The organism is Ruegeria lacuscaerulensis (assembly GCF_013034745.1).
GTDB classification, from domain to species: domain Bacteria; phylum Pseudomonadota; class Alphaproteobacteria; order Rhodobacterales; family Rhodobacteraceae; genus Ruegeria; species Ruegeria lacuscaerulensis_B.
The window spans coordinates 258,952-277,443 of the sequence record NZ_WQGP01000007.1 but is presented as its reverse complement, the minus strand read 5'-3'; the positions used below and the strand labels follow the sequence as shown (position 1 = coordinate 277,443).

At 54.5% G+C, this 18,492-nt stretch carries 18 protein-coding genes and 1 tRNA gene; 12 read left to right on the top strand and 7 right to left on the bottom strand.

The window, feature by feature from the left end:
* Positions 1 to 134: 134 nt before the first annotated feature.
* The 6 genes from GOV79_RS15790 to GOV79_RS15765 all read left to right on the top strand — a co-directional run bounded on the left by GOV79_RS15790 (position 135) and on the right by GOV79_RS15765 (position 8,102).
* Positions 135 to 956 carry a prephenate dehydrogenase/arogenate dehydrogenase family protein gene (locus tag GOV79_RS15790; protein ID WP_331252663.1) on the top strand — a complete coding sequence of 274 codons (822 nt, stop codon included), beginning with the start codon at positions 135 to 137 and terminating at the stop codon, positions 954 to 956.
* Between the two features lie 258 nt (positions 957 to 1,214).
* A complete protein-coding gene (locus GOV79_RS15785) occupies positions 1,215 to 2,957 on the top strand; it encodes a sigma-54-dependent Fis family transcriptional regulator (protein ID WP_170790512.1) in 1,743 nt (580 codons plus the stop codon).
* A gap of 148 nt (positions 2,958 to 3,105) precedes the next feature.
* Positions 3,106 to 4,905, top strand: coding sequence for an NAD(P)/FAD-dependent oxidoreductase (locus tag GOV79_RS15780; protein ID WP_170790466.1), 1,800 nt, complete (start codon positions 3,106 to 3,108; stop codon positions 4,903 to 4,905).
* 387 nt (positions 4,906 to 5,292) lie between these two features.
* Complete coding sequence (locus GOV79_RS15775) at positions 5,293 to 6,852, top strand: acetolactate synthase large subunit (RefSeq protein WP_170790465.1); 1,560 nt, start codon at positions 5,293 to 5,295, stop codon at positions 6,850 to 6,852.
* A gap of 449 nt (positions 6,853 to 7,301) precedes the next feature.
* The gene (locus GOV79_RS15770) at positions 7,302 to 7,559 is read left to right on the top strand and encodes a YjhX family toxin (RefSeq protein WP_170790464.1); all 258 of its coding nucleotides are present in this window, start codon (positions 7,302 to 7,304) and stop codon (positions 7,557 to 7,559) included.
* A 9-nt stretch (positions 7,560 to 7,568) separates the two neighbouring features.
* Entirely contained in the window at positions 7,569 to 8,102 is a 534-nt protein-coding gene (locus tag GOV79_RS15765) for a GNAT family N-acetyltransferase (protein ID WP_170790463.1), read from the top strand.
* Positions 8,103 to 8,175: 73 nt separating this feature from the next.
* Here GOV79_RS15765 and GOV79_RS15760 read toward each other — a convergent pair whose 3' ends face one another.
* The 4 genes from GOV79_RS15760 to GOV79_RS15745 all read right to left on the bottom strand — a co-directional run bounded on the left by GOV79_RS15760 (position 8,176) and on the right by GOV79_RS15745 (position 11,422).
* Entirely contained in the window at positions 8,176 to 8,745 is a 570-nt protein-coding gene (locus GOV79_RS15760; protein ID WP_142639617.1) for a carboxymuconolactone decarboxylase family protein, read from the bottom strand.
* A 137-nt stretch (positions 8,746 to 8,882) separates the two neighbouring features.
* On the bottom strand, positions 8,883 to 9,368 hold the full coding sequence (locus GOV79_RS15755) for a YHS domain-containing (seleno)protein (RefSeq protein ID WP_170790462.1): 486 nt from the start codon (positions 9,366 to 9,368) through the stop codon (positions 8,883 to 8,885).
* A 48-nt stretch (positions 9,369 to 9,416) separates the two neighbouring features.
* Positions 9,417 to 10,283: a cysteine hydrolase family protein gene (locus GOV79_RS15750; protein WP_170790461.1), complete on the bottom strand. Its 867-nt coding sequence runs from the start codon at positions 10,281 to 10,283 to the stop codon at positions 9,417 to 9,419.
* 161 nt (positions 10,284 to 10,444) lie between these two features.
* On the bottom strand, positions 10,445 to 11,422 hold the full coding sequence (locus tag GOV79_RS15745) for an AraC family transcriptional regulator (protein WP_237218040.1): 978 nt from the start codon (positions 11,420 to 11,422) through the stop codon (positions 10,445 to 10,447).
* Positions 11,423 to 11,649: 227 nt separating this feature from the next.
* Here GOV79_RS15745 and GOV79_RS15740 point away from each other — a divergent pair, with 227 nt between their 5' ends.
* Both GOV79_RS15740 and GOV79_RS15735 read left to right on the top strand, forming a co-directional pair.
* Positions 11,650 to 12,522, top strand: coding sequence for a bile acid:sodium symporter family protein (locus tag GOV79_RS15740; protein WP_170790459.1), 873 nt, complete (start codon positions 11,650 to 11,652; stop codon positions 12,520 to 12,522).
* A 122-nt stretch (positions 12,523 to 12,644) separates the two neighbouring features.
* Positions 12,645 to 13,031 carry a hypothetical protein gene (locus GOV79_RS15735; RefSeq protein WP_170790458.1) on the top strand — a complete coding sequence of 129 codons (387 nt, stop codon included), beginning with the start codon at positions 12,645 to 12,647 and terminating at the stop codon, positions 13,029 to 13,031.
* 12 nt (positions 13,032 to 13,043) lie between these two features.
* Here the strand turns inward: GOV79_RS15735 and GOV79_RS15730 are convergent, their stop codons facing one another.
* Entirely contained in the window at positions 13,044 to 13,625 is a 582-nt protein-coding gene (locus GOV79_RS15730; protein ID WP_170790457.1) for a TetR/AcrR family transcriptional regulator, read from the bottom strand.
* A gap of 124 nt (positions 13,626 to 13,749) precedes the next feature.
* Here GOV79_RS15730 and GOV79_RS15725 point away from each other — a divergent pair, with 124 nt between their 5' ends.
* From GOV79_RS15725 to GOV79_RS15715, 3 genes are all read left to right on the top strand, one after another.
* Positions 13,750 to 14,340, top strand: a complete 591-nt coding sequence (locus GOV79_RS15725) for a YceI family protein (RefSeq protein ID WP_170790456.1) — start codon at positions 13,750 to 13,752, stop codon at positions 14,338 to 14,340.
* A gap of 149 nt (positions 14,341 to 14,489) precedes the next feature.
* Positions 14,490 to 14,945 (top strand): luciferase domain-containing protein, encoded by a 456-nt coding sequence (locus GOV79_RS15720; RefSeq protein ID WP_237218039.1) that lies wholly within the window; start codon positions 14,490 to 14,492, stop codon positions 14,943 to 14,945.
* Between the two features lie 478 nt (positions 14,946 to 15,423).
* Positions 15,424 to 15,705, top strand: coding sequence for an adenylate/guanylate cyclase domain-containing protein (locus tag GOV79_RS15715; protein ID WP_170790454.1), 282 nt, complete (start codon positions 15,424 to 15,426; stop codon positions 15,703 to 15,705).
* Positions 15,706 to 15,722: 17 nt separating this feature from the next.
* Here GOV79_RS15715 and GOV79_RS15710 read toward each other — a convergent pair.
* A protein-coding gene (locus tag GOV79_RS15710) for an IS3 family transposase (RefSeq protein ID WP_170790453.1) occupies positions 15,723 to 16,849 on the bottom strand; the annotation gives its coding sequence in 2 pieces (ribosomal slippage) (positions 15,723 to 16,585 and positions 16,585 to 16,849; 1,128 coding nt in all).
* 618 nt (positions 16,850 to 17,467) lie between these two features.
* On the opposite strand from GOV79_RS15710, the gene GOV79_RS15705 reads away from it, so the two are divergent.
* Entirely contained in the window at positions 17,468 to 17,857 is a 390-nt protein-coding gene (locus GOV79_RS15705; RefSeq protein WP_170790452.1) for a hypothetical protein, read from the top strand.
* A 512-nt stretch (positions 17,858 to 18,369) separates the two neighbouring features.
* Here GOV79_RS15705 and GOV79_RS15700 read toward each other — a convergent pair.
* Positions 18,370 to 18,445 (bottom strand) — tRNA-Thr (locus GOV79_RS15700).
* Positions 18,446 to 18,492 lie beyond the last annotated feature (47 nt).

The following is an 18,492-nucleotide window of genomic DNA, read 5'->3' as shown; positions in this document are numbered from 1 at the left end:
GGTGCCTTATCGCTGACCTCATGGTGAAATCGTTCTTCGCATCGCAGGACTATTATCCTCAGCTTCGATAGCTGCGGGCAATTTATCATTGGTTTTCCGCTGCCCCTGACAGCGGTCAACATGCAAACGACCTTGTGCCGGGCGGCAAATTCAAAGGTCGCAAAATGAACAACAACAGCAGTAGTCAAAATACGTCGCTAGGCATCGTGGGGTTTGGTGCGTTCGGACAACTTGCAGCACTTCATCTCGGACAGCACTTCGAGATATCGGCCTACGATCCGTCGCCGGACCTTGCCAAGATCGCAAAGAAACTCGGCGTGCGTCTATCATCCTTGCACTCAGTATCGCAGGCTGATGTGATCCTCATTGCGGCACCAGTGTCCTCTTTCGAGCCGGTTGTCAGAGAGATCGCGGTTGCTTGTAAACCCGGCGCGCTGATTGTCGATGTTGGCTCAGTTAAAGTAATTCCCGCAGAAATCATGCGGCGGCTGATGCCGAACCATGTAGACATCGTCGCAACCCACCCCTTGTTTGGTCCTCAAAGTGCCGCGACAGGTATTGAGGGTCTAAAGATCGCGGTCTGCCCCATTCAGGGAAACCGGCATACAAGGCTGGCTGCGTTTTTACGCAAAGCGCTCGGACTGACCGTCATCATGACAACACCAGAAGATCACGACCAAGAAGCAGCAGTTGTCCAGGGACTCACGCACCTCATTGCCAAAGTGCTACTGAGAATGGGACCGCTGCCAACGCGCATGACAACGAAAAGCTTTGACTTGTTATCTGAAGCGATTTCCATGGTTCAACACGATGCGCCTGAAGTATTCGAAGCGATTGAGAAGGCCAATCCTTACGCCGAGACCGTGCGACGACAGTTTTTCGATTTGGCCGCAAGTTTGAGTGTCGAGCTGGATACAGCATCGACGACGCTACCGCACACCGAAAACGGAAATTGATGGAGCAGCATCGAAGGGCAGGTTTGTCCGCGTCTTATCAGTTCATGCCGCGTGCAGCGAACGTCGATCCTTATCAGACCGGCCCTTGGCGCAGATCGCGGCGAAGGTGCCAGGAGAGTCCGAAAGGGCTCAATGCTGCGCGTTCAACGAAGGTCAGCTTGACGAAGCAAAGCGCCAATACGTTTGCCAGACGAAATTTGAACATAGGCGCGAAGCCATCCTCATGCTAATTTTAGAGAGGATTTGTAGGGCGGGAAGCTGTTGGATCGCCAGCACACAAAAGAGATTGACCGTGTCTTAAGCGGGTTCGATACAGGGAGAGACCGGCTTGTCGCGGACAGCTGGCAGCGCTGCGTTGAAACCTATGGTATGGATCCCTCACGGCAGGAACCCGCGCATATCCTGCCTGACACCAAATTCCGTGAACATCTGGAGCAATCGGAACGTCTGATCACAACAGCGCGCTCGGGGCTGCAATCTTTGTTTGCGCAGGTTGCAGGGCAGAACTACGTCCTGCTGCTTGCTGATGCGGATGGCGTCTGCGTCGATTTCTTTGGCGACCGGAACTTTGAGGACGAACTCAGAACTGCCGGTCTTCATCTGGGATTCAAGTGGACGGAAGAGTTGGCAGGAACGAACGGGGTAGGGTCGTGCATCGTTACAGGTCAGCCGGTGACGATCCATCAGGGGGATCATTTTTCGATCACGCATACGCCGCTGTCTTGTACGGCAGCGCCTATTTTCGATACCAAAGGTGGTCTAGCGGCTGTTCTGGATGTTTCGTTGTTGCGTGGCCCTTCGCCTAAGGCGTCGCAGAATCTGGCCATGACATTGGTGACGAATTCCGCCCGTCGCGTCGAGATGGCAAACCTGATGGCATCGACCAGGCGCGATTGGGTCCTGCGCTTTTCAGCTAGCCCCGAATTTCTTGAGGTCGATCCTGAAGCGGCGGTTGCAGTGGACGGAAGCGGCAAGATCATTGGTATGACCTCGGGGGCCCGACGCGCACTGGACCCGGACGGTTCGGGCCACCTGATCGGGTCGCAATTGCAGGACTGGCTTGAAATCAGTGTTGATGACATGCCCGAATTCATGCGCGGCAGGCCCTCAGAAGACCGGGTATTGCGCCTCAAGGACGGGCGCGCGCTCTATGGTCATGCCGTTGCGCCACAGACGTCGCAGATGACAGCGGCCCTGCGCAAGCGAGAACAGGTTCTGCCCGGAGCCCTTGGCAGTTTTGCTGGGCCGGATGCAGACCTTCAGCAGCTTTTGAACAATGCTGCACGTCTTGCACCGACCAGCCTGCCGCTTTTGCTGACTGGTGAAAGCGGCACGGGCAAGACCAAACTGGCGCGTGCGATCCACATGGCCGATCCTGCGAGACAGGATTTCCACACAGTGATCTGCTGCGATACCGAGACATTCGATTTCTGCCAAACCATCGACCCCGGCACGCTGTACCTGCGCGGTGTTGAAGACCTGAGCGAGCCTGCACAGGCCTCTCTTTTAGCAGTGCTTGAGCGGCGGGCTGATCTGAGGATCATTGCCTCATGTCGGCAGCCCCCGGCGGGATTGCAGGGCGGTCTGCGTGAAGATCTGCTGCACCGGATTGCGGGGGCCACATTTTCTCTGCCGCCTTTGCGCCACCGAGCGGATCTGGATTGGCTAATTGATCGCCTGCTTCGACGGTTTGCAAGCCATGATATTCACCTGTCGACAGTCGCGCGCGCCGATCTGAAATCACGACTATGGAGCGGCAATATTCGTGAACTGGAACATCTGCTGCACAGCGCGGTCGCCCTGTGTCAGGACAACATCATCGACTTGACGGATTTGCCAGCCCCGGCGCTCGCCCCTGCGCAAAAGCTGGACTCAGATGATCTGGAAGCACTGCTGCGTGCTTGCGATTGGAATATGTCTCAAGTGGCGCGACGCCTTGGCGTGAACCGGTCGACAATCCTGCGCCGTGTGCGAAAGGCCGGGCTTATTCCACCTGCATAAACGCACATGCCTTCGTGTTGCGCCCTTGTTGCGCGCGCAACAAGTCTTGGGTTTTTTGGCCGAAGTCAAGCGTTGAGCCGCCAAATCGACTTGCCCGAAGGGACGCGGATTTGTCAGCCTTTTGCTCCGTGGAGATAGGGAGGATGACATGCTCGACACAACACTCTCGGATCAGGTGCAGGGGTTCCTGGATGACTTCGGTGCGGCTTTATCCCAAGGCGATATCGATGCCGCCTGCGATATGTTCCAGGACGATTGCTATTGGCGCGATCTGGTCAGCTTTACCTGGAATATCAAAACGGTCGAAGGCAAGGCGCAGGTGGCAGATATGCTCGCGCACCAGTTGGCCACAACAAAGCCGAGCGGTTGGAAAATAGCTGAAAGTGAAGTGCCCACTGAAGATGGCGGAATAACCACCGCATGGATCAAGTTCGAAACCGAAGTGGCACGCGGCTTTGGGTTAATCCGCCTCAAGGATGGCAAGATATGGACCTTGCTGACCACGATGGTCGAGCTGAAAGGTCATGAAGAGCCCAAAGGGTTCAACCGCCCACTTGGGGCCAAGCATGGTGCGGGTAAACACAGGACCACATGGGCGGAAGAACGGGCCCAAGAAGAGGCTGAACTGGGTTACAAAACACAGCCCTACTGCGTCATCATCGGCGGTGGTCAGGGTGGGATCGCCATGGGCGCGCGGCTGCGACAGCTCGGCGTTCCGACAATCATCGTTGAACGGAATGACCGGCCTGGCGACAGTTGGCGCAATCGCTACAAATCCCTCTGCCTGCATGATCCGGTCTGGTATGACCATCTGCCTTACATCAAGTTCCCGGAAAACTGGCCCGTCTTCTCGCCCAAGGACAAGATCGGTGACTGGCTTGAGATGTACACCAAGGTGATGGAGCTGAACTATTGGACGCGAACGACGGCCAAATCCGCCACGTTTGATGAAGACAAGGGCGAGTGGACCATCACGGTGGACCGGGACGGCGAAGAGGTTGTACTGCGGCCCAAGCATTTGATCATGGCGACCGGGATGTCCGGCAAGAAACGCATGCCTGATTTTCCGGGTATGGATGTTTTCAAAGGCGAGCAGGTGCATTCCTCGGAACATGAAGGTCCCGACAAATGGGCCGGTAAGAAGGTCGTTGTGGTGGGGTCCAACAACTCGGCCCACGACATCTGCGCGGCGCTTTGGGAAAACGATGCCGATGTAACAATGGTGCAGCGGTCATCAACACATATCGTCCGCTCGGACACCCTCATGGAAATCGGACTGGGCGATCTCTATTCTGAACGTGCGGTGCGTTCTGGTATGACAACCGAAAAGGCCGATCTGATTTTTGCATCGCTGCCCTATCGCATTCTGCACGAATTCCAGATTCCGGCCTATGCCGCGATGAAAGAACAGGACAAAGAGTTCTATGATGGGTTGGAAAAGGCCGGGTTCTGGCTGGATTGGGGCGACGACGACAGCGGGCTGTTCATGAAATACCTGCGCCGCGGATCAGGCTATTACATCGACATTGGGGCCAGCCAGTTGATCATTGATGGTGAGATCAAGCTGAAACGCGGTCAGGTCACTGCGCTTGATGAAACCGGAGTTATCCTTGATGACGGAACGCATCTGGATGCTGATCTGGTGGTCTATGCGACCGGGTATAATTCGATGAACGGCTGGGTTGCTGACCTGATGGGTCAGGACATGGCGGATCGGCTTGGGAAGTGTTGGGGTCTGGGCTCTGACACAACCAAGGACCCGGGGCCTTGGGAAGGCGAGCAACGCAATATGTGGAAGCCGACACAGCTTCCAAACCTCTGGATGCATGGTGGTAACCTGCATCAGTCCCGACATTATTCACAATTCCTGTCGCTGCAAATAAAGGCCCGAATGGAGGGTGTACCAACGCCGGTCTACGGCATGCAAGAAGTGCATCACCTCAGTTAAAGCATGTGCCGCGACCGAGAAGCAGACTTTCAATTTATTCGACTGAAAGTCTGCTTTGGCCGCATCTTGCCAGTTCGTGCGCCACGCCGCGAAAGGCGCTCCTTCCCGAAGCCGTCGTTCATGGATCTCGCGGCGAATGTGCCGGGAGAGCCCAAAGCGGGCGTGCTCGCGCGGTGTCTATCTCACCAAGTGTTTGACTGCTTTCGCTCTAAGTTTTGGCCCCGCCAAAAGGCACGGTCTTAAGTCCGGTGACTGCTCCACGTCGCGAGCAGTTGCGGTGCCATGCGTCGTAAAGTGTAGTGTCGAGAGGAAAATATGTTCAGAAAGAAGGTCTTTTCGTGCGAGCATTGTCATCAAATGATCGCTTGAAATCAGGCTAGGGTTAAAATGAACGGCGCTCAATCACTCGTAAAAACCCTTTTGAACAATGGCGTGGATACAGTCTTCGCAAATCCCGGCACCTCTGAAATGCACTTTGTCGCTGCCTTGGATGAACACCCGGAGATGAATTGCGTTCTTTGCCTGTTCGAAGGAGGAACGACAGGGGCGGCGGACGGATATTTTCGCATGAAACGTGATGTTGCGGGCACGCTGCTGCATCTTGCACCAGGCTTTGGCAACGCATTTGCTAATCTGCACAATGCCAGAAAAGCAGGGTCCGGGATCGTTAACATCGTGGGCGATCATGCAACGCAACATCTGCGCTACGAAAGCCCTTTGAAGGGAGACATCCTCGGTATCAGCCAAGCGGTCAGTCAGTGGACGCGAGTATCGTCTAATGCCACCGACGTAGCTACGGATGGAGCGGCAGGGGTTCAAGCAGCCCGCGCGCAAAACGGCCAGATCGCGACCCTTGTCCTGCCTGCCGACACAGCTTGGAACGAAGCGAACGCAGCGGCAAACCGTTTGGACAACAGAGAAAGACTCCATCGACCGTCAATAGGCGAGATAGAGGCCGCGGCAGCCCGTCTTGTAACGCCGAACGCCGCGCTGATGATTGGCGGATCAGCCCTGTTTGGACCACAGCGTGAACTAGCGGGACAAATTGCTGCCGCGACGGGGTGCCGGTTGTTGGCCGATACTCTGATACCGCGCATTTCCAAAGGCGCAGGAACAGCAAAGCTAGACCAACTGGCCTATCCGATATCGCCCAAGATCGCTCAGCTTGAAGCAACGTCTTCGATCACTCTGCTTGGCACAGACAGGCCAGTCGCCTTTTTTGCTTATCCCGGGAAACCAAGCGTACCCGAACCTCCGTATTGCCCCATTACCGACTTGTGTACGCCCACAGATGATATCGAGTGGACGCTGCAAGCGCTCGCCGACGCGGTCGGGGTCACAAGCAAAACGGTGGCAAAAACCCATCCGCTCGATCTGCCGGACATTCCCAGCGGGCAGTTGACCCTCGAAAAAGTTGGTTTGGCGTTGGCAGCACTGATCCCGGAAAACGCGACCATCTGTAATGAGTCCGTGACGTCCGGGTTTCACGTCATTCCACCGACAGCCACCGCTCGACCGCATGACCTACTCGCAGGCACCGGCGGCGCGATTGGGTTGTGTTTGCCTTGTGCGACGGGTGCGGCTATCGCCTGCCCCGACCGAAAAGTCATCGCACTAACCGGCGACGGGTCCGCCATGTATACTCTTCAATCATTGTGGACCATGGCCCGCGAAAATCTGGACGTGACAATCGTTGTGTTTGCGAACCGCGGTTATCAAATCCTGCGCGATGAACTCACAAATGTCGGTGTGGCGAGCTATGGCCAGAATGCTCAAGCTATGTTTGACGTGGATAACCCGACACTGGACTGGGTATCTCTGGCGAAGGGCCATGGTGTTCCGGGGACACGCGCAGATGACATGGACAGCTTTGCGAAGGCGCTCTCTGCCGGTCTCTCCAGCGACGGGCCATCTCTGATCGAAGTTGTGTGTCCCACGCCAGTATGAGTATTGTAACACGGAACCTGAAGAGCAGATGAGACTAGGGGTGCAAATTGCGGATCAGTTTAATGTGATACTGTGAAATGACTTTGCGATGGACCGAACGGCGGTCAAATTACCGCTTTCTACACAATGCAGTCAATCACACACCGCACAGCGAACGACTGGAACGAGCCCATTCCTCCCACAAACGCGTGTCGCGGCGAAAGACTGCATTGAAACACGCCGCCTCCCCAAAAAAGGCCGCCGTCCATATTGACGCGACTCGTTTGAATGCCTATTTGACCGTCTCGTCTGAGGCGTAGCGCCTCGCATTATGGAGATTTTATGAAAGAGTCCCGGGCCTAACGCCCGTTCCTGGCGAAGCAAATTCAGGAACACCAACATTGATAGGCACACTCAAGCGCAACGCTGAGTGCCCTGTTTCTGTACTTTCGTAAAATCGAGACATCCCAATGAACATCTCAAAGCACGAGCAACGTGTTTTGCATGAACTCGCCCTTGGCGGGTCCATCCAATTTGAACGCCAGCCGAACGGCAAAGTACATGATGTCACCTGCTATACGCGCAGCGGTCATGTGTTGTCTGACTGCACCCTCAATATCTTTCAGCGCCTTCTTAAAAAGCGCCTGATCCGCTCGAAAAACGGTGCCCCCTATCGCGCGTCTGCGCTGGGGATCAAATCCGTACGAGCCCAAATGAATCAACGATAGGAGAACACTATGAAACAAACAGACATCAACGCCATTCTGGGCATCCACCGACAGGCCTTTGGTCAAGCGGATGGAGAAGCTGAGGGAGAGGCGATTGCACAGCTTGCCAAAGCCTTTCTCGACAATCCAGACACAATCTCGATCAGTGTTGAACGAGAGGGGAAACTAGCGGGCAACGTGCTGTTCACGCCATTTGTCTTTACGGACCACCGCGACACCAAATGCTACCTTCTGGCCCCGTGCGGCGTGTCACCACACCATCAGGGTACAGGTGTCGGGAAAGAATTGATGGAGACCAGCATCGGGCACCTAAAGTCTATCGGGGCTGACGCCGTGTTCGTGTTGGGTGTCCCGACCTTCTATCCCCGCTACGGGTTTGTCCCAACCGACAAGCATACGCCTTACCCCGATCTGTTGACGGCACCCGAGGCATGGATGGCGCTTGAGTTGACTGAAGGCACCGTCGGGAAACTGAGCGGTAAAACGCAGGCGATCCCGCAGTTCATGGATGCGCATTGGTGGGATACGTCGCAGCACGACTGATCGAATAGCGTATACTCAACGCAAAAACTGAACCAGACATTCGCCTCGATTGGAGAATGTCTGGTTTGGTCCGCTATTCAGCCACTGCCGCGACCGAGGCGATCCATGCATTTGGCACAAAGGCATCATCCAACGCGGTTTCCGCCACATGGTTCGTATAGTTCGACAGGGTTTTCAACGCTGTGCCGAGGATGACTTCCAGCATAGATCGGCGTGTGTAACCAGCCGTCAGAAACGCCTCGACCTGTGCGTCGCTGGGCCAGCCTCGGCTTTCGTTGATCACGATGGCGAATTTGCGCAGCGCTTCCAATTTGGGGTCGGCGATAGGGCTGCCATCGCGTAACGCTGCGATCACGTCTTCGGGGACACCGGCCATCTGTGAAAGAGTGGTATGGGCGGCCATGCAGTACTTGCACCCGTTCAACCGGTTGTTAGTCATAAGGATGATCTGGCGCTCAGTCTCTGACAGGCTGGTCTTTCCAAAGATGCTGGAAAGTGTCGTATAGCCTTCCAAAATTGCGGGCGCTTCGGCCATGGCCGCATAAAGGTTGGGTACAAAACCATATCCTTTCAGCGATGCTTCCAGAATTGGTTTCGCGGCATCAGGGGCTGAGGCGATTGTATATGTCTCAAAATCAGTCATGTCTGGTTTCCTTTGGGAAGAGTTTTCGACACACGAGAATTGTCATTGCGGACAGGGTGTCTTGGAGAAATGCCGGCCTTTTGGGGAGGGGAGAGGCAGCGGTGGCTCCGACCGGCAAAAGCCACCAAATTCCTCGATCAAAGGCTGCCGACAGGCGTGTGGTGGATGTCTGCCCACTTGGCATGGGCGCCTTGGATCACGGTCTCTTTGTCCTCAAGGTACTTCTTGAAGATTTCCTCATTCACAAAGAGATAGAGCTTGTCGTCCACGATATCGGCATACCGAACATCGCCATCAAGCTTCTTGCCTACATAGACGCCAAAGGCGCAGAACCCGCCGAATTGAGGCAGATGTGCCGTCGGATCCGCCTCGAATGTGGCTTTCGCTGCCTGCGACGCAAAATAGTAGTCCACTCCATCATGGGCCGATGTAAAAGTGGCGTTGCCCATTTCGGGTATTTCGGCTTCAAACATCGATACAGGATCGACGCCATGCATGCCGAGGGGCTGCCCAGTCAAGGTAAGACTGTTCGAAACGTTGTATTCATCGTCAGCCAATGCCGCCGCCGCCAGGGCGAGAGTCAACGCTGTTGTAAGCGCGGGAAATGTAAAGATGCGTGTCATGATATGTCCTTTCAGGATGCTAGGATCAAATTTGAAGATCGATTTGGGTCAGGCCGATTGGCCAATGCGCTCAACCGCGTCGTCGGTCCACCAGACGCCGTTGGCGACCATGCGGAAGTTGATGATGGCGGCGAGATACCCGTCACCTTCAGGCACCTTGGCCCCGGCTGTGGCATCGCGAACGACAGCGACTTCGTAGCCCAGCTCCAGCAGCTCGTAGAGATGCGCCTGCGTACACAGGTTCGCCGACATCCCCGCGAGGATCACCTTGTCGATCTTGCGTTTACGCAATTGCAGGTTCAGGTCATTCTGAGCAGGGCTGTAAACCTTGTGTGGCGAGCAAATGATGGTTTCGCCATCCTCGATGTACTTCTTGTATTGCGGCATCCAGTCGGCACCTGAGCCCTCGAAGTTGTCCAAATTGAGCGGTCCCAGGCGGTCAAACATGCCGATGCTGTGCATCGTCGCTTCCAGAGTGCCCTCGAACTCCCACTTGTGGTCATGTGGGTAGTAATAGTGGGGCGAGATGAAGACCGGCATCCCCGCAGCCTTGGCGGCAATGAAAAGCCGTTCGATATTGTCGACCGTGTCCTGTTCGGTCACGCTTTCGCCAACGACGCCCCACGTCACACCGTCCTCTGACAAAAAATCAATCTGGGGGTCGGTCACCACAAGCGCAGTACGCCCCGGCTCGATGGTCATGTCGATTTGGGGAAGGCCTGGATTTTCCGGGTCAGCATAGTAGGCGCGTGCTTCGCCGGTCGCGGCAAGGGCCTGCCCGCCAGCCACTATTGTTGTACCTGCCGCGGCCGCACCGGCGGCTTGTTGCAAGAGTCGCCGGCGCGCCATATCAACGCGTTCGGGCGTGACGTCGCAAGCGCAGCTTGCTCCATGTTTGTGGTCATGATTGCTCATTGCAAATTTCCTTTGTCTGAGAGGGGCAAATGGGTTTGCTTTACTCGGCGGCGCCCCAGGTGGATCTGACAAAGAAGAAGTTATGCACCACATCGATTGAGGTATCGGCCCGCCCTGCCAAGGTTTTGGCCGAACCTGCCATGTGGTCTTGAGGTGTGTGCCTAGTCGGAGGTCGCTTGCTGCCTGAATCGTGCCGGAGCCTGGCCAACCCAGCGCTTGAAGGCGCGGCTGAACGTGCTCTGTTCCGAAAACCCGGTCATAAAGGCGATCTCGGCTATGGAAGCCTTACCGTCACGGAGCAGGTCACGAGCAAGTGCAACTTGTGCCTGACCAAGAACGTCGCGATAGGTCAGCCCTTCCTCGGCCAACCTGCGGTAAAGCGTGCGCTCGCTCATTCCCATCTCTTGTGCGACATGCGCTGCTTGCGGCGCGCCGTTACTCAGGGCCGGTGTAAGCCGGTGGACAATTGCTTGGCTCAGTGAGGTGTCGTCATCGCGAGAGTTGAACTCCTCATCCAGGTGCTTCGTCATGAAATCTGACAACCCCGGATCGCCAAGACGATTTTCGCTTTCCAGCATAGCAGGGCGCATAGCAATGGCGTTGTGGGTGCTCCCAAATCGAACCGGGCACCCGAAATATTCGGCGTAACGTTCTGGTTCTTGTCTGCATGGATGCTGAAACGAGACATATGCGAGCGACAACCCATCACCCACAAACCGATGCATGTTCCTCGCAAAGGCCGCAAGCGCGCATTCGTTGCGCAGCTCCAAGGCAGCGCGATGTGATGTTTGTCCCTCAAAAATCCAAAGGACCGGATCGCTGGTTTCATCAAGTCTGTAAACTGCGGTGTCCGTTACGAGACGAAAATAACGCTCGATCCGTTGCAAAGATTGCCGCAAGGTCGGAGCTGTCTTTACAGCTAGGCCAAGGACGCCGAGATCATCGGTCCCAATCGCGTTCGCATAGGCCTCAACCAACGCGGCCTCGTCCGCTTGTTGCGCACGAATCCAATCGATCAGATCGAAATACGCATCATCCGCCAATTGGCCGTCTTGAGCTTCTGGTAGACGCAGCACGACAGCGCCATTCGAAATCAGGGCGCCATCGTCGTTTAGCGTCATCCCGGCGGCGTTGGCCATCGCGCGGGCGAATGCGTAAGTTACACTTGCCATACAGTGAGATTAGCACTGGAAAGCTCTTTCACGCCAGATCGTCCAACCCTGTGATAGGTATAATAAATAGAGACAGCCTCGATCTTTGGGCGCTTGAGGATAAATGCGCCAAACTGATAACACTCGTCATCAGGTTTTCTGAACGGTATCGTCCGAAAGCGTGCGGAAGCATGCAGCCATAGAGGTCATGGTAGATGGGCGAAATTTTCATATCTGTGCTGCTGCCGCTCGCAGTTGTTGTCATCATGTTCTGCCTTGGCCTCGGACTCACAGCGGCTGACTTTCAACGCATCGGACGACGTCCACGGGCCTTTTGCGTCGGCGCTCTCAACCAGATCATTTTGCTGCCTTGCATCGCTTTGATGGTGACTTTTATCTTTGGGATTTCCGCTGAGGCAGCCGTTGGCATCATGATTTTAGCGGCCTGTCCGGGCGGGGCGATCAGTAACATCGTGACCAAGCTTTCGAATTGGGATGTCGCTTTGTCCGTTACTCTTACAGCAGTCTTCAGTCTGACTTGTGTCGTTACCGTACCGCTCATCCTGGGGTTTTCGATGCAGATGTTCATGGGGGCAACTGCGCCCGCTATCGACATTTCTTCGACGGCTTTAGCAATGTTTTTTTTAACAGCTTCACCGATCCTAGCCGGGGTGATCGCGCGATCCTTGGCGCCGCGAATTGTAGCTGCGGTCGAACCAATCTTTAGCAAGGTCTCTACGCTACTTTTTGCGATGGTCATCGGAGGCGCTATCATTTCAAACTGGGTGGTGGTCGCGGATAACTACCTTAGGCTTGGACCCGCACTTTTTGTTGTAGGTGCGTCACTCACGTTTATTGGCATCATGAGTTCAGGGATGCTCGGATGCACAGACATCGAGGCGAAGACGATTTCAATTGAGACCGGCGTTCAAAACGGAGCTTTGGGAATCGCAATTGCCACTTTGCTGTTGCCTAACACCAATGGGTTAAGCGAATATGCCATACCATCCGCAATTTATAGCGTGGTCTGGATCGTAACAATGTTGCCTGTCTTCGCCCTACTTGCGCGAAGAAGCCCAATTTCATGATCCTGACGCCTATTCTCTAGCTTTGGTTATGCGCTGAGCCAAGCCCCTTCGTTTCCATGCCAGAGCGCCGTCTGGTCAAAGAGCGATCAAGGAGCTCCAAAGCCCGTTGTGGAACGGCCGCTTTGGCGATTTTCCCTGTTGAAGGGAAGAGCTGTTGCTGCCAGTGCGGTGGATCCTGCGTCAGCGAAGGTGTAGACGCCAAGGTCAGTTTTGTCCGCAAGTCGGAATTGCAAAGTCTTGGATTAAGTGTCCGGATTGGGCTGGACCTGCCAAACATGCAAGCCGCGGAGAATGGCCGCATCGAGCCCACTTTGGCCGATGCCGCGCGTTGCCCGAATTACAGAAATGCGCAGAACGCGGACTTTGCAAAATTCGAAGAACGATCATTGCGAGTCTTTGCCGAGACCTTTTGGAGCAACCGCTATTGGGAACTAGCTGGACAGGCTATTGATCATAACTTGTTGTTCTGTCGAAATCTCGCGCCAGTTGCAGGTCGCGTTGATTTCTAAGTCAGGTGAAGGTTACTGTCCCGAATTGGTTTTCGCGATACTGCAAAGCAGATCAACATGTTGATCCAACCAGTCTTCGTCCAGGGCCTCGTGACGTATGAGCTTGCGAAAATAAGGGGCAGCGACTGCTAGTTCTATAAGCTGTTCAACCGGAACATCCGCGGCGATCTCACCGCGGTCTATTGCGGCTGCAAACACTGCTTCAACACTTGCGAACCTGTCTTTCATGAATTCAGTGATCACCAACCGCGCTTCTTCGTCGGTGGACGCAGCAGCGGCCACCTGAGGCGCGATTTGGCCCCATGGTGTGTCATTCAAGGCTCCCATCAGTACGCCGAGTAAACAGCGCAGGTCAGATCGCAGCGGGCCATCGGTTTTGGGCGGTATGTTCGGCGGTGTTGCGACGCGCCTGAATGCTGCATCACGCAGACTGCGCGCATCTGGCCAGTGCCTGTAAAGTGTGCTCCGCGAAATACCCGTTGCCTTTGAAACCGCGCCATGAGTTACGTGCAGTACGCCCTCATCCCTCAGTATCCTTTGCGCCGCATCAAGCGCGGCCTGCCGTGTGGCGATCAGCCTGGGATCTTCTTTCAATCGCCCCTCCTGTAGAACACTTTGTTGCGCTATAGAACATTTTGTTCTATTAATATGATCAGCTAAAAACTAAAGCTCAATACTCAATTCCGCAAACACGTCTTGTCAAAATGGGAGCGTATCAATGTTCAATGTGGCAGCAACCCCGCTGGCGGTACTCTTATCGATGGGCGCGACAACCGCATTGTCCGAGAGTGGCACCTACGAGCTGGATCCTGGACACAGCCAGGTATTGTTCAGCTACGACCACATCGGGTTCTCAGAAACATTTGGAATGTTCTCAGGTTTTAGTGGCGAGATAGAGTTCAACGAAGATGATCCGTCTGCGTCATCTGTCACAGTGTCTATGCCTGTAAAATCCATGATCACGGGCTGGGATGCCCGTTTGCAACACTTCATGTCCGATGACTTTTTCAGCGCGAGTGACGGTGACGTGGTCACATTCGCCTCAACCAGCATTGAAGTGACCGGGGAAAACACCGCGGATATTTCTGGCGACCTGACCATGAATGGCGTCACCAAACCTGTTGTTCTGGAAACAACGCTTAACAAGTCAGCGCCATACCCTTTTGGCGAAAAGGAGGGTACGCCGACCTTGGGGCTGGCTGCCACGGCGACTATCGCGCGGTCTGAATTCGGACTTGGGGCATTTGCGCCAGCGGTGAGCGACGAAATAGAGCTTTTGATCAATATCGAAGCATTAAAGGCTGAGTAATGTGTGCAAGGGCGCTGATACTGCGCTGAGCGCTCATTCTAAACTTTTGACGGGCTGGCAACAAAATGAATGTGTTCTTTAGACTACTGGCAGTCGCTACAACAGCAGTTACATTGACCTGCCCGTTGGCATTCGCACAAGAGCCCTACTTGCCGGAGCGTACCTCACCCCGTCCTGCAACGACAAGCGGCGTACCGCATACTCAGATCGGTGTCGAAATTGATGCCGAGTTAGCCCAGCTATTGCTGGAGCGTGTTGCGCAATTCCCAGGGGTCGCGCTTGGCCCGACACGCATATCGCTTCCTGGGACAATTGGTTTTCAGCTTGATCCCGACATGTTGTTGTCTCAACCGAGCTCTATCGTCGGTGGGTTTGAATTTGCGCATATGCATCCTGATGGCAGCTTGCACGCTTCGCTGCACCCCGCAATGGCGCGACGGGCAATTGAGGCTGGTTGGGCCGTTGCACACCCTTGGGCCAAGCAACGTCCTGGGTGGAGTGGCTTTGTCATGATATACACACCGACCACACCAGAAGAGTTGGATGTCGTCATCGATTTGGTCGAAAGCTCGTACACCTTCATCACCGGAAACACCTTGGACTAAGCTCGAATTGCGCGAAAGTGTGCGGGGACGCCTGTTTTCTGTCTGAGAGCAGTTTCAGCCACCTTGTTTCTCGCAGTCATTTTTTTCTTAAATTGTCGCCGTGGCGAATGCTCGATACCTTCAAGCCATTCACACTAATGGTAGCTGCCGTCCGCTTGTTAGATTTTGCAAAGCTCGGAGTCGAAGTTCCGCTTCGGGCTGCCATCGGTCACAGATGAGAAGAACTACGGACTGATACCATTAGATTGGATATTTCGAAGTGAACCTTCGTTAGCGACGTGAAATGCGTTAATCATTCACCTTAATTCTAGGTTTCGCCAGCCAGTAAGACGTTTTGCTCGGCTTTGTGTTTCAGCGCAAGTTTGGGAACTTGCAGGCTTAGCAAAATGCCCAGGCACAAGTTTTGGTCACAAAAATCTATTCGTCTGTTAATTTTGGTTCAGAGGAATTGGTTTAGCTAAAAGGATCACATCGACTGATGAAGCGGAAAATTGCTGCGATCCTAAGCCTCGATGTCGTCGATTATACCAAGCGCATGTCAGAGGATGCTGAGACCACGCTGAACACTCTACAACGCATTTTGGACGATGTGATCAGACCGTTGGTCCATGAAAACAAAGGACGAATATTCAAGCTGATGGGAGATGGTGCTTTGGTTGAGTTTGTTGCAGCCACAGACGCAATTAATGCTGCCAGCCAGATTTTCAATCAGATGAGAGATGAAGACGTAACACTTCGAGGAGTGGATGGCCTGATTTGACTGGTCCGACTTGATTGTTAGTGCATGACTGGCCTCGGGTCCATCTGGACGATGGTTTCAGGAGCTGGTGGCCGATAGCCGAGAGCGCTGTGGGGCCGCTTAGTGTTGTAGTGTTTCCGCCAGCCTTCGATGATAATCTGAGCCTCCCTCAGCGAGTAGAAGATCTCTCGGTTCAGAAGTTCATCGCGGAACCTGGCATTGAAGCTCTCCACATAGCCGTTCTCCCAAGGGCTGCCCGGTTCGATGAAGGCCGTCCTGGCTCCCACGGCTTCGATCCATGCCCGGACGTCTTTGGCAACGAACTCGGGGCCATTGTCGCTGCGCACAAATGCCGGCGGCCCTCTCAGGATGAAGAGATCGGTGAGAGCGTCGATCACGTCGGTCGAGTTTAGCTTCCGCTTCACTGTGATTGACAGGCATTCCCGGCTGAACTCATCGAGGATGTTCAAGGTACGGAACGCCTTGCCGTCGTCAGTGCGGCAATGCACGAAGTCGTAGCTCCAGACATGGTTGCGGTGCTCAGGCTTCAGGCGGATGCATGATCCGTCGTTCAGCCAGAGACGGCTCTTCTTTGGTTGCTTGCGTGGCACCTTCAGCCCCTCCCGCTTCCATAGCCGCTCAACACGGCCGACGCTGACCTGCCAGCCCGCATCTCTCAGCAGAACGGCGACGCGGCGGTAACCGTAGCTGCCGTATTGCCGGGCCAGTTCAATCATGTCCGCGACAAGCCGGTCTTCGTTTTCCCGGCCTCGGGGAGAGTACCTTTGCGTCGATCGATGCTGCCCCAGCACCCGGCAGATCCTGCGTTCTGAAACCTTCATCCTACTTCGGATCAGGTCGATGCAGGCACGCCGGCGGGCGGGGCTCAGAAGTTTCCCCGGGCTGCTTCCTTAAGGATTAGCTTGTCCAGGGTCAGATCCGACACGGCTTTCCGAAGCCGTTCATTCTCTTTCTGGAGCCGTTTGAGTTCCTTAAGTTGGTCGGTTCCCATACCGCCATACTGCTTGCGCCATCGGTAATAGGTCTGCTCGGTAATGCGCACTTCGCGGATCGCATCCACGCGCTGCATACCCTGGCCGACAAGCACATCAACCTGCCGTAACTTCTGAACTATCTCCTCGGGCTTGTGCCGCTTGTTTGCCATTCTCTGTCCTCCGTTCACTATACATAACGGTGGACCTAGTCAGATGAGGCATTCCATGGTCAGTTTAGTCCCGAAGGCGCATAGGCCAAAACAATGCTTCAGGATCAACAACAAAGCTTGACCGTAGAACTCATATGGGGTATTATATTACCACTTTTGTCAAGAAAGATCGTCACAACCAAACGATGCAAAGCGTGACGCTGGAAATTGAGAAGAAGTCCGACAAACTGAAAATACTAGCGTGAATACTGAACGCCCCATCGAGATGATGACGGCTTTTCCAGAATAGGATTCTGCTATGAAAATCCCGACTGAAATTAAGCCCCCCTTCGATGAAGGTGTGCAAACCACAAATGAACTACGTGACAGAGCTCAAGAATTCAAACCGACAGCTCCCGCCCCAGAAACCAAACTAACCCGCCTCAGTATGAATTGTGACGCAACTCACGTCGGGCACGCCGAAGCGATGGTGGTTAACTTGTCCAGCCGAAGCACGGCGACTTCATTCCATGGCTTCGACTTAAGGGGGGGGGGCGGTTCATTCTTTGAGGCTTTTAGGCCGCATACCGACCACCCCGGCTTTTGTTCACATCCCCATTTGAGAAATCAGAGGCAGACATGGCACGACGCAAGAACCCGATAGAGAAAGCTAGGCTTACAGGCGCTCTGCAGAAGCACCCTGAACGCTATAAGGACGTGTTCACCCCAAAGGGCTTGGATAAAGTCGGTGATCCCCCTGAGTGGCTTACAGAAGCCCAAAAGGAGTCATGGGCGATATTTGTTGATGAGTTGCCCTGGCTGGTAGCCTCTGATCGGGCCCTGTTGGAGTCGGCCTGTATTCTTCGTTCTGGGGTATTGTCTGGGGCTGATCTGACAGCCGCGCATATTCGCGAATTGCGGATGCATCTGACCGCGATGGGAGCGACGCCAACAAGTCGCCACGGGGTTCACCACACAGAAGAAGGGGACGACAGCGACCCGTTCGCTAAGTTTGCGAGGGCGCACTAGTGGGTAAAACACAATATTCACTATACGCCTTTGAAATCGATTATCGCTTCCAGAACCCACTTCGCCGGGGCTGCGGACTTTCCTGCATTGTGACAATGTCTTCGTGAAGTTTTTCGACCTGCTTAGAAAGCGACACGGCGAGTTTTAGCAGAGCATCTTCTCGATCAATGGCATTAAGCGTCCTTGCCTCGTCAATCTCCTTTTGAGTAGGCATTTCGAATTCGTATTTCGCGCACCGAGCAACCGTTTTAAATACTTCCTCATCATATCTGCTAGTGTGATCGATAACGACGGGACTTATGCTGGCGGCGTCACTACCATTCTTAAGGTAGCGGCTGAGATGGCTGAGTCGCGGGAAAGCAAGCTGGACAGCGTAAACCTGCCAGAGTTGGCATCATAACCGAGACCCGATCAGTTCATGATTGCGCACGGCCCAGTTAGGACGAATCGTTACCCTGTGCACATTTCCCCGTCTTTCAGGTGGGGATTTTTCGTCTAAGCTATTGATTTTCTGGTGCCCCCACACGGACTCGAACCGCGGACCTACTGATTACAAATCAGTTGCTCTACCAGCTGAGCTATAGGGGCACTGGGTGTCGATTACTTTCTCTGCCGCGCGACTGCAAGCCCGAAAT

Bases quoted from the DNA above. Each gene is read 5' to 3' on its own strand.
- GOV79_RS15780 (WP_170790466.1), top strand. From the start codon at position 3,106: ATGCTCGACACAACACTCTCGGATCAGGTGCAGGGGTTCCTGGATGAC.
- GOV79_RS15775 (WP_170790465.1), top strand. From the start codon at position 5,293: ATGAACGGCGCTCAATCACTCGTAAAAACCCTTTTGAACAATGGCGTG.
- GOV79_RS15770 (WP_170790464.1), top strand. From the start codon at position 7,302: ATGAACATCTCAAAGCACGAGCAACGTGTTTTGCATGAACTCGCCCTT.
- GOV79_RS15765 (WP_170790463.1), top strand. From the start codon at position 7,569: ATGAAACAAACAGACATCAACGCCATTCTGGGCATCCACCGACAGGCC.
- GOV79_RS15760 (WP_142639617.1), bottom strand. From the start codon at position 8,745: ATGACTGATTTTGAGACATATACAATCGCCTCAGCCCCTGATGCCGCG.
- GOV79_RS15755 (WP_170790462.1), bottom strand. From the start codon at position 9,368: ATGACACGCATCTTTACATTTCCCGCGCTTACAACAGCGTTGACTCTC.
- GOV79_RS15750 (WP_170790461.1), bottom strand. From the start codon at position 10,283: ATGAGCAATCATGACCACAAACATGGAGCAAGCTGCGCTTGCGACGTC.
- GOV79_RS15745 (WP_237218040.1), bottom strand. From the start codon at position 11,422: ATGGCCAACGCCGCCGGGATGACGCTAAACGACGATGGCGCCCTGATT.
- GOV79_RS15740 (WP_170790459.1), top strand. From the start codon at position 11,650: ATGGGCGAAATTTTCATATCTGTGCTGCTGCCGCTCGCAGTTGTTGTC.
- GOV79_RS15725 (WP_170790456.1), top strand. From the start codon at position 13,750: ATGTTCAATGTGGCAGCAACCCCGCTGGCGGTACTCTTATCGATGGGC.
- GOV79_RS15715 (WP_170790454.1), top strand. From the start codon at position 15,424: ATGAAGCGGAAAATTGCTGCGATCCTAAGCCTCGATGTCGTCGATTAT.
- GOV79_RS15705 (WP_170790452.1), top strand. From the start codon at position 17,468: ATGGCACGACGCAAGAACCCGATAGAGAAAGCTAGGCTTACAGGCGCT.